At 63.7% G+C, this 12,935-nt stretch carries 10 protein-coding genes and 1 pseudogene; 8 read left to right on the forward strand and 3 right to left on the reverse strand.

The features are described from left to right. The first annotated feature begins 72 nt into the window (after nt 1-72). From IVB18_RS46920 to IVB18_RS46930, 3 genes are all read left to right on the forward strand, one after another. On the forward strand, nt 73-1,140 hold the full coding sequence (locus IVB18_RS46920) for an acyltransferase family protein (RefSeq protein WP_247986815.1): 1,068 nt from the start codon (nt 73-75) through the stop codon (nt 1,138-1,140). A 217-nt stretch (nt 1,141-1,357) separates the two neighbouring features. Then, complete coding sequence (gene polA / locus IVB18_RS46925) at nt 1,358-4,384, forward strand: DNA polymerase I (RefSeq protein WP_247986816.1); 3,027 nt, start codon at nt 1,358-1,360, stop codon at nt 4,382-4,384. Nucleotides 4,385-4,653: 269 nt separating this feature from the next. Then, nucleotides 4,654-5,289 (forward strand): LysE family translocator, encoded by a 636-nt coding sequence (locus tag IVB18_RS46930; RefSeq protein WP_247986817.1) that lies wholly within the window; start codon nt 4,654-4,656, stop codon nt 5,287-5,289. 150 nt (nt 5,290-5,439) lie between these two features. Here IVB18_RS46930 and IVB18_RS46935 read toward each other — a convergent pair whose 3' ends face one another. Further along, a complete protein-coding gene (locus tag IVB18_RS46935; protein ID WP_247986818.1) occupies nt 5,440-6,066 on the reverse strand; it encodes a glutathione S-transferase family protein in 627 nt (208 codons plus the stop codon). A gap of 223 nt (nt 6,067-6,289) precedes the next feature. Between IVB18_RS46935 and pyrE the strand changes: the two genes are divergently transcribed. Both pyrE and IVB18_RS46945 read left to right on the forward strand, forming a co-directional pair. Further along, nucleotides 6,290-6,853, forward strand: coding sequence for an orotate phosphoribosyltransferase (gene pyrE / locus IVB18_RS46940; RefSeq protein ID WP_247986819.1), 564 nt, complete (start codon nt 6,290-6,292; stop codon nt 6,851-6,853). Nucleotides 6,854-7,129: 276 nt separating this feature from the next. Next, a pseudogene (locus IVB18_RS46945) lies at nt 7,130-7,907 on the forward strand (DUF2865 domain-containing protein). A 64-nt stretch (nt 7,908-7,971) separates the two neighbouring features. Here the strand turns inward: IVB18_RS46945 and IVB18_RS46950 are convergent. Further along, nucleotides 7,972-8,403 carry a hypothetical protein gene (locus IVB18_RS46950; RefSeq protein ID WP_247986820.1) on the reverse strand — a complete coding sequence of 144 codons (432 nt, stop codon included), beginning with the start codon at nt 8,401-8,403 and terminating at the stop codon, nt 7,972-7,974. Nucleotides 8,404-8,595: 192 nt separating this feature from the next. Between IVB18_RS46950 and IVB18_RS46955 the strand changes: the two genes are divergently transcribed. Continuing rightward, on the forward strand, nt 8,596-8,886 hold the full coding sequence (locus IVB18_RS46955) for a GIY-YIG nuclease family protein (RefSeq protein ID WP_247986821.1): 291 nt from the start codon (nt 8,596-8,598) through the stop codon (nt 8,884-8,886). Between the two features lie 64 nt (nt 8,887-8,950). Here IVB18_RS46955 and IVB18_RS46960 read toward each other — a convergent pair whose 3' ends face one another. Then, a complete protein-coding gene (locus tag IVB18_RS46960; protein WP_247986822.1) occupies nt 8,951-9,196 on the reverse strand; it encodes a hypothetical protein in 246 nt (81 codons plus the stop codon). 206 nt (nt 9,197-9,402) lie between these two features. Between IVB18_RS46960 and IVB18_RS46965 the strand changes: the two genes are divergently transcribed. Together IVB18_RS46965 and IVB18_RS46970 are read left to right on the forward strand one after the other, a co-directional pair. Further along, entirely contained in the window at nt 9,403-11,928 is a 2,526-nt protein-coding gene (locus tag IVB18_RS46965) for a glycogen/starch/alpha-glucan phosphorylase (RefSeq protein ID WP_247986823.1), read from the forward strand. Between the two features lie 167 nt (nt 11,929-12,095). Then, nucleotides 12,096-12,911, forward strand: coding sequence for a thioesterase family protein (locus tag IVB18_RS46970; RefSeq protein WP_247986824.1), 816 nt, complete (start codon nt 12,096-12,098; stop codon nt 12,909-12,911). Nucleotides 12,912-12,935: the final 24 nt, after the last annotated feature.

Genomic DNA, 12,935 nt, shown 5'->3' on the forward strand with positions numbered 1-12,935 from the left:
GTAAACCGCAAGGCGCCACACTGCCCCACGCCCGGACAGAGCCGGGCGGAACACGCCTCGAAAAGAGACACCATGGCACCAATCGGCACAATCGCTGCGAGCGGAGGCATCAAGGCCCCGGCTGCCGCGCGTGTCGACTGGATCGACTACGCCAAGGGCATCTGCATCGTCATGGTCGTGATGATGCATTCGGTGCTGGGGGTTGAACTCGCCGCCGGCGAGACCGGTTTCATGCATGTGCTGGTGGCCTTCGCAAAGCCGTTCCGGATGCCGGATTTCTTCCTGATTTCGGGCCTGTTTCTGCCGTTGGTGATCGACCGCGACTGGCGAACCTATCTCGACCGCAAGGTGGTGCATTTCGCCTATTTCTATGTCGTCTGGGTGACAATCCAGTTCGGCTTCAAGGCACCCGCATTCGCAGCCGAGACCAGCTGGCGCGACGTCGGCTTGTTGTATCTGGAATCCTTCGTCGAGCCGTTCGGCACGCTCTGGTTCATCTATCTGCTGCCGATCTTCTTCGTCGTCACAAAACTGACACGGCGAGTCCCGCCGCTCGCGATCTGGCTCGTCGCCGCAGCGCTGGAGACGGCGCGCATCGCGACCGGCTGGACCGCGATCGACGAGTTCTGCGCGCGCTTCGTCTACTTCTATTCGGGCTATTTGTTCGCACCTTACGTGTTCGCGCTGTCGGATCGCGCGCGCAACCATCCGGCGCCTGCGCTCGCGGCGCTTGCAGCGTGGGCGCTCATCAATGCGAGCGTCGTCGCGCTCGGCGCGAGTGAATGGAAGATCGTGTCGCTCGTCCTCGGCTTCGCCGGCGCTTGCGCCATCGTCACCATGGGCACGCTGCTCGCGCATGCGCACTGGCTGAACTTCTTCCGTTTCTGCGGCCGGCATTCGATCGTGATCTACCTGGCTTTCTTCCTGCCGATGGCGGCGACACGGACGCTGCTGCTGCGCACGGGCATCATTCCCGACATCGGCACGGTGTCGCTGATCGTCACCATCGCTGGCGTGATCGGCTCGCTTGCGATCTGGCAGGCCGCACTGCACCTCAATGCGCACTTCCTGTTCGAGCGGCCGGATGCATACTGGATCGCACCGAAGAAGGCCGGGGCGGTGTTGCAGGCGGCGGAGTGATCGTCGTCCCGGCGAAGGCCGGGACCCATACCGCGTGATTTATCGATGAAACGCGGTCTCAGTACCGCGGCACGATCGCTTAACTGCCGGTCTTCACAAAATTGCACCCTGTGGTTATGGGTCCCGGCCTTCGCCGGGACGACGATGAGGTGTGGGCTCCGCCAAAAATCGCCCTTCCAAGGCTGTCAAATGCCGCAAAAATTCATACATTGCGGCCATGCCCAAAACCTCCCCGAAAGCTGCCGAAAAGCCCGCATCCGCCACGCCCGTTGCCGCGAAGGCGGCCGGCAAGGGCGACCACGTCTTCCTGGTCGACGGTTCCTCCTACATCTTCCGCGCCTATCACGCGCTGCCGCCGCTGAACCGCAAATCCGACGGTTTGCAGGTCAATGCCGTGCTCGGCTTCTGCAACATGTTGTGGAAGCTGCTCCGCGATATGCCCGCGGACAACCGGCCGACCCATCTCGCGATCATCTTCGACAAGTCGGAAGTCACCTTCCGCAACAAGATCTATCCCGAATACAAGGCGCACCGACCGCCGGCGCCTGACGATCTGATCCCGCAATTCGCGCTGATCCGCGAAGCCGTGCGCGCCTTCGACCTGCCCTGCCTGGAACAGGGCGGCTTCGAGGCCGACGATCTGATCGCGACCTATGTGCGCGAGGCCTGCGAGCGCGGCGCGAGCGCGACCATCGTGTCCTCCGACAAGGACCTGATGCAGCTCGTGACCGACTGCGTCACCATGTATGACACCATGAAGGACCGCCGCATCGGCATTCCCGAGGTGATTGAAAAGTTCGGCGTGCCGCCGAACAAGGTGGTGGAGGTGCAGGCGCTGGCCGGCGATTCCACTGACAACGTGCCGGGCGTGCCCGGCATCGGCATCAAGACCGCGGCGCAACTGATCGTCGAATATGGCGACCTCGAGCAATTGCTGTTCCGCGCCGGCGAGATCAAGCAGCCCAAGCGCCGCGAAGCGCTGATCGAGAATGCCGAGAAGGCGCGGATCTCGCGGCAGCTCGTGCTGCTCGACGACAAGGTTGAGCTGGAGGTGCCGCTGGACGACCTCGCAGTCCACGAGCCCGACGCACGCAAGCTGATCGCTTTCCTGAAGGCGATGGAGTTCACGACGCTGACGCGGCGCGTCTCCGACTATTCGCAGATCGATCCAGCGAACGTGGATGCCAATCCCGGCTATGCGAGCGGCGCCAGCGTATTCTCGCCGCTGCCGCCTTCCGACGTCGTGCCCGCGCCAGGAGCCGGCGCACCGGTGCAAGCTGCGCCGGGTGAGCGCAACAAGTCGGCCGGCAAGGAGGACAAGGCCGCAAGCCTGAAGGGCGCGCCGATCTCGCTCGCCGCCGCGCGCGAAGAGGCTCTGCGAAAACTTCCGGTCGACCGCGGCAAATATCAAACGATCAAGAATCTCGCCGAGCTCAACGCTTTCATCGCGCGCATCCACGATACCGGCCATGTCGCGATCGAGATTCGCGCCAACTCCATCAATCCGATGCAGGCCGATCTTTGCGGCGTCGCGCTGGCGCTGGCGCCGAACGATGCCTGCTATGTGCCATTGGCACACAAGCAGTCCGGCGGCGGCGCGGGCCTGTTCGACGCCGGCCTCGCCGTGGATCAGGCCAAGCACGCCGATGCCATCGAAGCGCTGCGGCCGGTGCTGGAATCGGCCGGCATCCTCAAGATCGGCTTCGACGTAAAATTCACCGCCGTCATGCTGGCGCAGCACGGCATCACCCTGCGCAACACCGACGATGCGCAACTGATTTCCTATGTGCTCGATGCCGGCCGCGGCTCGCATGCGCTCGAGCAGCTCTCGGAGCGCTGGTTCGGCCACGCCATGCTGAAGGAGAGCGAGCTGCTCGGCAGCGGCAAGGGCAAGATCACATTCGACCAGGTCCCGACCGACAAGGCCGCGCCGCTGTCGGCGGAAGGCGCCGACGTGACGTTGCGGGTGTGGCGCGTACTGAAGCCGCGCCTCGTCGCCGAGCACATGACCGCAGTCTACGAAACGCTGGAACGGCCGCTGGTCTCGGTGCTCGCGCGGATGGAGCGGCGCGGCATCTCGATCGACCGCCAGGTGCTGTCGCGTCTTTCCGGTGACTTTGCCCAGACCGCGGCCCGCGTCGAAGCCGAAATCCAGCAGATCGCGGGCGAGCCGGTCAATGTCGGCAGCCCCAAGCAGATCGGCGACATCCTGTTCGGCAAGATGTCATTGCCCGGCGGCACCAAGACCAAGACCGGCGCGTGGTCGACCACCGCGCAGGTGCTCGACGAGCTCGCCGAGCAGGGCCACGACTTCCCGAAGAAAATTCTGGAGTGGCGCCAGGTCTCCAAGCTGAAATCGACCTATACCGACGCGCTGCCGACCTACGTCAATCCGCAGACCCATCGTGTGCACACCACCTACGCGCTGGCCGCGACCACCACGGGCCGGCTGTCGTCGAACGAGCCGAACCTGCAAAACATTCCGGTGCGCACCGAGGACGGCCGCAAGATCCGGCGCGCCTTCATCGCGACGCCCGGGCACAAGCTCGTCTCGGCCGACTATTCGCAGATCGAGTTGCGGCTGCTCGCCGAGATCGCCGACATTCCCGTCCTGAAGCAGGCCTTCCGCGACGGGCTCGACATTCACGCCATGACGGCGTCCGAAATGTTCGGCGTGCCGATCAAGGGCATGCCGAGCGAAATCCGGCGCCGCGCGAAAGCGATCAATTTCGGCATCATCTACGGCATCTCGGCGTTTGGACTGGCCAACCAGCTCGGCATCGCCCGCGAAGAGGCGTCAGCCTACATCAAGAAGTATTTCGAGCGCTTTCCCGGCATCCGCGCCTACATGGACGAGACCCGCGATTTCTGCCGGCAGCACGGCTATGTCACGACGCTGTTCGGCCGCAAGTGCCACTATCCAGACATCAAGGCGTCGAACGCCTCGGTACGCGCCTTTAACGAGCGCGCCGCGATCAACGCCCGGCTCCAGGGCACCGCGGCCGACATCATCCGCCGCGCCATGACGCGGGTGGAGGATGCACTCGCCGAGAAGAAGCTGTCGGCGCAGATGCTGCTCCAGGTGCATGACGAACTGATCTTCGAGGTGCCGGACGCGGAGGTCGAGGCGACGCTTCCGGTTGTACAGCACGTCATGCAGGACGCGCCGTTCCCCGCCGTGCTGCTCTCGGTGCCGCTGCATGTCGACGCCCGCGCAGCGACGAATTGGGACGAGGCGCATTGACGGCCATCTATGGCGCACCTTCGGGTGCTCGCCCCACGAACTCGTCATGCCTGGGCTTGTCCCGGGCATCCACGTCTCTCCCTGCGCGCGGTGGCGCGTGGATGGCCGGGACAAGCCCGGCCATGACGATACGGAAACGTCAGCGCTCGATATCTGCAGAGCCCATGTGCGATTACTCCGGACGGTAGAATTGTCCTCCGTGCAATTGCGCGATGGCGGCGCGATCCCGCGCATATTAGAACTGTGGCGTCCCCCGCACCGGTTTACCCATGCCCCACACATCCGCCCTGCTCGGCTTCGCCCTCGTCTGCCTCGGTCTCGTGCTCACGCCCGGGCCGAACATGATCTATCTGATCTCGCGCTCGATCACGCAGGGGCCGGCGGCCGGCATCGTCTCGCTCGGCGGCGTGGCGCTCGGCTTCGTGTTCTACATGCTGTGCGCGGCGTTCGGCATCACGGCGCTGCTGCTTGCCATTCCCTTCGCCTATGACGCGTTGCGCTTCGCCGGAGCCGGTTACCTGCTGTGGCTCGCCTGGCAGGCGGTGAAACCAGGTGGCCGCTCGCCGTTCCAGGTGAAGCAGCTCGCGATCGACAGCCCGCGCAAATTGTTCGCGATGGGGTTCGTCACCAACCTGCTCAATCCGAAGATCGCGATGCTCTATCTCGCACTGCTGCCGCAGTTCATCGATCCCGCCGCCGGCAGCGTGCTGGCGCAGTCAGTGGTGCTGGGTACGATCCAGATCGCGATCAGCGTCAGCGTCAACGCCATGATCGCACTCGCTGCCGGATCGATCGCGCTGTTCCTGACCCGCCGGCCGAGTTGGATGCTGGTGCAGCGCTGGCTGATGGGCACGGTGCTCGCCGGGCTCGCGGTGCGGATGGCGGTTGAGGCGAGGAAGGTGTGATGGTTTTCACCTCTCCCCGCTTGCGGAGAGAGGTCGGATCGCTCTTGCGATCCGGGTGAGGGGGTACAGGTCCTTCGACGATCTCGTGCGTGGAGAGGCCCCTCACCCCAACCCTCTCCCCGTAAGAACGGGGAGAGGGAGAAGCGCCCCTCAATCCAGTTTCGCCTCCATCCCCCGCTTCACCCCCGGCCGTGCCATCAGCGCCTCGTACCAGCGCTTGACGTTGGGGAAATCGGCCAGTTCTACCTTGTGGCGAGGATGGCGCCAGGCCCAGCCCAGGATGGCGAAATCGGCGACCGAGAGATCTCCGGCGACGAAGTCTCGGCCGTCGAGCCGGCGGTCCAGCACGCTGTAGAGCCGGCGCGTCTCCGCCATGTAGCGCTTCAGGCCATAGGCGCGGTCCTGCTCGTTCTCGAGCGCGATGAAATGATGCACCTGGCCCGGCATCGGCCCGAAACCGCCCATCTGCCACATCAGCCATTCGTAGACGGGAATGCGGCCAGCCAGCGATTTGGGCAGGAATTTTCCGGTCTTTTCGCCGAGATAGAGCAGGATCGCGCCGGATTCGAACAGGCTGACGGGCTTGCCGTCCGGGCCCTCGGGGTCGACGATCGCCGGAATCTTGTTGTTCGGGGAGAGCTTGAGGAACTCCGGCGCCATTTGCTCGCCCTTGCTGATGTTCACCGGGATCACCTTGTAGGGCAGCCCCATTTCCTCCAGCGCGACCGAAATCTTACGGCCGTTTGGCGTGTTCCAGGTGTGCAGCTCGATGATCATGCCTTATTTCCTTCCCCAAGAGGCTTAGGCTCCCGGCTTGAGCTCCCGGCTTGGGCTCTCGGCTTGGGCTCCCAACTACTCCAGAAGGTCGCAGCCCTACAACCGGCGGACCGGGATGGCCGACCGTCGGCCGATCCCTGTTGACTGGACCTGTCCCCTCTGGAATGTCGCGGGCGTCGCGGATAAATTCCGCCACTTCCAAAAACGCTCCCGAGGGACCGCCGTGTCGAAATCAGCCTCCCGCGCCCGCCTGTTCGAAATCATCCGCCGGCGCTCCTTCGGCCGCGGCGACGTCACGCTCGCATCGGGCCGCAAGAGCGATTTCTATTTCAACCTCAAGCCGACCATGCTGGATCCGGAGGGCGCGACACTGCTCGCCGAGCTCACCTATGAGACGCTGAAGGACGACCAGCTCGATTTCATCGGCGGGCTCGAGATGGGCGCGGTGCCGCTTGCCGGAGCGCTTGCGCAGATCTCCTGGATCAAGGGCCATCCGATCGCGGCGTTCTTCGTGCGCAAGAAGCCGAAGGAGCACGGCGCGAAGCTGGCGATCGAGGGCCTGCCCAAAGGCGAGACGCTCGAGGGCAAGCGTGTGGTGATCGTCGAGGATGTCACCACCACCGGCGGCTCGGCCATGAAGGCCGTCGAATCCGTGCGCGAGATGGGCGCCGAGGTGGTGCTGGTGCTGACCATGGTCGACCGCGAGGAAGGCGCCACCGACACGTTCGGCCAGGCCGGCCTGCCGTTCCGCTCGCTGTACAAGGCGTCGGAATTCTTGAAGAGCTAGGACGACAAAGCACTCTCCGTCGTCATGCCCGGGCTTGTCCGGCTTGTCCCGGGCATCCACGTCTTTGCCGCACCAAAGATCGTGGATGGCCGGGACAAGCCCGGCCATGACGAGGTCCCCACTTCGTTCGTGAACAGCCCCGCTCAACCCATCGTTTACCATCACGCTTTATGGTGAATCGGAAGCTGAGACGAGTTGCTCTCGGCGGTCGCGTTGCGTCGGGTGGAGTGAGCGTTGCGTACAGTCGTGTCCCATGCGCGCCGGCGGCGTCGCGCGATGCTTGTGGCCGCCACCCTTGCAGCTCCGCTGCTCGCGGCCCCTGCCCCGGTTTCGGCCGAAGGCCTGTTCGACTTCTTCTTCGGTGGCGCGCAGCAGCAACGCCCGCAGCGCGAGGTGCCGCAGGCGAACTCCTATGCTGATCCCTTCACCGGCCAGCAGAATGCCGCAACCCCACAATATGTCCCGCCGACACGCTCAGTGGCTGTCGGCGGTTCGGGCCCGGCCTTCTGCGTGCGCAGCTGTGACGGAAAATATTTTCCGCTGATGCGCGGCGTCGCGTCGCCGGCGCAGATGTGTCAGGCCTTCTGTCCTGCCAGCGCCACAAAAATCTATTTCGGCTCCAGCATCGACGGCGCCTATGCGCAGACCGGCGAGCGCTACGCCGACAGCGAGAACGCGTTTGCCTATCGCAAGGCGCTGCGCGCCGACTGCACCTGCAACGGCCGCGAGCCGGCCGGCCTCGCCCCGGTCGATCTCGCGCTGGATTCTTCGCTGAAGGCCGGCGACGTCATCGCGACCACCGACGGCCTCGTCGCCTACACCGGCATCCGCGTCGGCAACGACCAGGCCGCGGAGTTCACGCCCGTCGCCTCCTATCCCGGCCTCACCGCGCAGGTCCGCGCGCGCCTCGGCGAAATGAAAGTAGCCCCGGTGCGCGCAGAGACTGTGGCGGCGGATGCGCCGACGGCAGAGATCGTGCGTGGGGCATTTGCCCGATGTGACGGTGCCGAAGTCACAGGCGCAGAAATCGGCGAAGCGGGCGGGTTTGGACTAGCTGCTTGCTCCGTCGTTCCGGGGCATCGCGCAGCGATGAACCCGGAATGACAGCAAGCAAGTCTTCACCTCCCGATAATCACCCCGATCACATTCGGCGCCGCCAGATATTTCTCCTCGATCGCCGCGCGCGCCGCGGCACGGTTGTCCGCCGTCAGCAGGCCGCGCTTCTCGGCCAAAATCATCCAGCAGAAACCCCACCAGTCGGTCAGCATCCCCGCCTCGTCGACGAGGTCATAGCCCTGCTCGGCCGCGAAGATGCGCGCATGCGCTTCGTCCAGCGTGTCGAGAAACAGATGGTCCTCGGACGCGAACAGATCGTCGCTGACGTCGTCGATGGTGTAACCCCAGATCGACTGGCACACCGCGTTGAACTCGCGGTCGAACTGGTCGTCATCGACCGCATAACGCCGCGCCGCCTGATGCAGCCGCGACAGCGAGCGCGCAAAATCGGCAATCCGGGTGAGGGCAAATTGATCGAAGGCAATGGTGGACATGTGGTCCTCGCGAAGTCTGACAGACCCTAGATATTGTGTCGGCAACGCACCGAATCACAATGATATATCAAAGACTTGCTAAAGTGTTCTTAATTTGTTCTGATAGGCATCCAAGATTGTTGAGGAAACGTCGTCCTGGCGAAAGCCAGGACCCATTACCCCGGTCAGCGTTGCTTTTTGCGAGCTGTAGCCATGAGCGCGTGCAACTACTACATCTACAGCCTCGCAAGTCGCCATCACGGGACAATCTATATCGGTGTCACCAACGACATCTGTGCGCGGATTGAGCTGCACCGTTCGGTTAGAGGCTCCAAGTTCGTACACAGGTACGATATCTTCCGACTGGTTCATGTCGAAGTATTTGCGACACCGCAGGAAGCCATTGCGCGCGAGAAGCAGCTCAAGTTCTGGAAGCGTGACTGGAAGATTAAGCTGATCGAGGAAGAGAATCCCGACTGGAATGACCGGACGGGCCTTCTCTGACAGTTGGGGTAATGGGTCCTGGCTTGGGCCAGGACGACACCTTCCTTGTAACGCGAACTTCGGCTCAATTCGCCGCCGACATCAGCCTATCCCCGCACGCGCTCGCATAAAATTTGCCGCCGCATTGGCGCTTGATGGCGGCGCAGCGGGCGGCGGGGGACGCATTTTGCGGGACGGTAAAGCCGCAGCTCAGGCCGTCGGCGCTGCGGCCTGATTTGCCGGCGGCAAACGCAGCGCTGGAGGCGGTGATGCAGACCAGGAACAGGGCAGCAGTGGCGATTTCGAGCAGCAGTCGCATCAGCAGTCTCATGGGCATTTCCTCCACACTGCTGGCTGAATTGGCCCCTAATCTAGCACTGAATCCACGTTTCTCCGTGCTCATCCGGGTTCCCAAACCGGCCCATTCCTTGCATAAATTTACGCCAGCGCAGTGCACGGCCGCGCCGGCGATGGTTTCGGTCCGGAAGCATGACGCGTAGGGTTTAGTGATGTTCTCGCGACCAGGAAGTGACGGCCTTGCAAGATTCATCGTTCCAGCCAAATTTTCCCGCTGCCGGTCAGCCCATCGACGAACTCGCGCTGGCTGAGATCAAGGGCGCGATCCTCGCGAAGCTGCGCCTTGCCATCGGCAAGGACGCAGGCATGGCGACCAAGCACGACTGGTACCAGGCCGCGGCGCTCACGTTGCGCGACCGCATCGTGCATCGCTGGCTCAGCGCCGAGAAGCGCAGCTACGACGCGGGGCGCAAGCGCGTCTACTATCTCTCACTCGAATTCCTGATCGGCCGCCTCTTCACCGATGCGCTCAACAACATGGGCCTCTTGAAGATCTTCGAGGTCGCGCTCGGCGATCTCGGCGTCTCGCTACCTGAGCTGCGCAAATGCGAACCGGATGCCGCGCTTGGCAATGGCGGTCTCGGACGTCTCGCCGCCTGCTTCATGGAAAGCATGGCGACGCTGTCGATCCCCGCGATCGGTTACGGCATCCGCTACGATTACGGCCTGTTCCGCCAGATCATCAATCAGGGCTGGCAGCAGGAATATCCGGACGAATGGCTCGGCTTCGGCAATCCCTGGGAATTGCAGCGGCCCGAGGTGATCTACGACATCAATTTCGGCGGCGGCATCGAGCATGTCGACGACAAGGGCCGCGACCGCGCGATATGGCATCCGTCCGAGATCGTGCAGGCGATCGCCTATGATACACCGATCGTCGGCTGGCGCGGCCAGCACGTCAACGCGCTCCGCCTCTGGTCGGCGCGATCGCCCGATCCCCTGAGGCTCGAAGCCTTCAACAAGGGCGACTATGTCAGCGCCAGCGCCGAGCAGTCGCGCGCGGAAGCGATCTGCAAATTCCTCTATCCGAATGACGAGAGCCCGGCGGGCCGCGAGCTGCGCCTGCGCCAGGAATATTTCTTCGTCTCGGCCTCGCTTCAGGATCTCGTCAAGCGTCATCTCTCGTCCGACGGACAGCTCCGCAGCCTGTCGGCCAAGGTCGCGGTGCAGCTCAACGACACCCACCCGAGCCTTGCCGTCACCGAGCTGATGCGCATCCTGGTCGACCTGCACAACTTCCGCTGGGACGAGGCTTGGAAGATCACGGTTGCGACGCTGTCCTACACCAACCACACGCTCTTGCCTGAGGCGCTCGAGACCTGGCCGGTCGAGCTGTTCGAACGGCTGTTGCCGCGGCATCTCGAGATCATCTACCGCATCAACGTCCAGCATCTCGCGTTGGCCGAAGCGCGTGCGCCCGGCGACATCGACTTCCGCGCCTCGGTCTCGCTGATCGACGAGAGGAGCGGCCGCCGCGTGCGCATGGGCCAGCTCGCTTTCGTCGGCTCGCATCGCATCAACGGCGTCTCCGCGATGCATTCGGACCTGATGCGCGAGACCGTGTTCCACGATCTCAACCATCTCTATCCCGGCCGCATCACCAACAAGACCAACGGCATCACCTTCCGCCGCTGGCTGATGCTGGCAAACCCGAAGTTGACCGACCTGCTGCGCGAGGCCTGCGGCGACGCCGTGCTCGACGATCCGACGCAGCTCCGCCTGATCGAAGCGCGCGCCAGCGACGTCGAATTCCAGCGCAGGTTCCGCAGCGTCAAGCTTCACAACAAGACGGCGCTGGCGCGCCTGATCGGCGAGCGGCTCGGCATCAAGGTCGACCCCGGCGCGCTGTTCGACGTGCAGATCAAGCGCATCCACGAATACAAGCGCCAGTTGCTCAACGTCATCGAGACGGTGGCGCTGTACCAGTCGATCAAGGACGATCCCAACGGCAACTGGGTGCCGCGGGTGAAGATCTTCGCCGGCAAGGCGGCGGCGAGCTACCGCTACGCAAAACTGATCATCAAGCTGATCAACGACGTCGCCGAAATCGTCAACAACGACCCCGCGATCGGCGGCAAGCTCAAGGTCGTCTTCCTGCCCGACTACAATGTCAGCCTCGCCGAGATCATCATTCCCGCAGCCGATTTGTCCGAGCAGATCTCGACCGCCGGCATGGAGGCCTCCGGCACCGGCAACATGAAGCTGTCACTGAACGGCGCCCTCACCATCGGCACGCTCGACGGCGCCAACATCGAGATCCGCGACCATGTCGGCGCAGAGAACATCGCGATCTTCGGTATGGAGGCCGGCGACGTGATGATCCGGCGCAAGCAGGGGCTGGACGCCTCCGACGTGATCCGCAATTCGCCAAAGCTCCAGCGCGCCATCAATGCAATCGGCGCCGGCGCGTTCTCGCCCGGCGATCCCGGACGTTTTGAGTCCATCGCACACGCCTTGCGCTATCTCGACCACTACATGGTCAGCGCCGATTTCGATTCCTATTACGAGGCGCAGCGCGGTGTCGACGCGCGCTGGCAGGTTGCACCGGCCTGGACACGCGCCAGCATCCTCAATGTCGCGCGCATGGCGTGGTTCTCGTCCGACCGCACCATTCGCGAATACGCCGAGGAAATCTGGAACGTGCCGGTGCATCCGATCATGCCGCCGTTTCAGGACGCAGAGGATCTGCGCGACGCCGCGAGCTGATTTTCCACGACGTGGAATCTGCGCTACCTTAGAGGTTATTGCACAGTTTGGCAGTGGCTGTGATATGACGACCGTCATTCCGGAGCGGCTCGCAGAGCCGAACCTGGAATCTCGAGCTTCCGGGTTCGATGCTTCGCATCGCCCTGGAATGACAGACGGAAACAAAGATGCACGCCAAACTTCCGCACCCCTTCGACGACGCCACCCGCGTGACCGCCGGCGACAGCAGCTGGCAGGGGCAGACCAGCGACGACTACTGGGCCTTTGTCGGTCCGTTCGGCGGCGTGACCGCGGCGACCATCCTGCGCGCGCTGATCGATCATCCCCAGGCCGCAGGCGATCCGCTGGCGGTCACCGTCAATTACTGCGCGCCGATCGCGAAGGGACCGTTCGATCTCGACGTGCGGCTGGTGAAGGCCAACCGCTCCAGCCAGCATTGGAGCGTCGAACTGTCGCAGGGCGGCGGCGAGGTCGCGACGCTCGCCACCGCCGTGTTCGCCGAGCGCCGGCCATCCTGGGAGCACGACGTGGCGAAATATCCGGACGCCACCGCGTTCGAAAAGACGCTTGCGTTCCCCAAGATCGCGGCGTCCTGGGCCAACCAGTATGAATTCCGCTTCGTCGAGGGCGAGATGCGGATGGGCCCGCCGAAACCCGAGCTTGCCAGCACCTATTCAAAAGTCTGGATCGGCGACCGCGCGCCGCGCAAGCTCGACATGCTGTCGCTGATGTCGATGTCGGACGCCTTCTTCGGCCGTATCTTCCATGCACGGCGCGAGCTCGTGCCGTTCGGCACGGTGTCGCTGACGACGTATTTCCACACCGATGCGGAGGAGCTCGCGGCCGAAGACATCACCCGCGTGCTCGCGATCGCCGACGCAAAGATCTTCCACAAGAGCTACGGCGATCAGAACGCCGAGCTGTGGTCCCCGAACGGCCGCCTGCTCGCGACCACGACGCAGATCGCGTATTTCAAGGCGTGAGTTTACTTCCCTCTCGTGGGTCCC

The sequence above is a fragment of the Bradyrhizobium sp. 186 genome (genome assembly GCF_023101685.1).
In the GTDB taxonomy this organism is placed as follows: domain Bacteria; phylum Pseudomonadota; class Alphaproteobacteria; order Rhizobiales; family Xanthobacteraceae; genus Bradyrhizobium.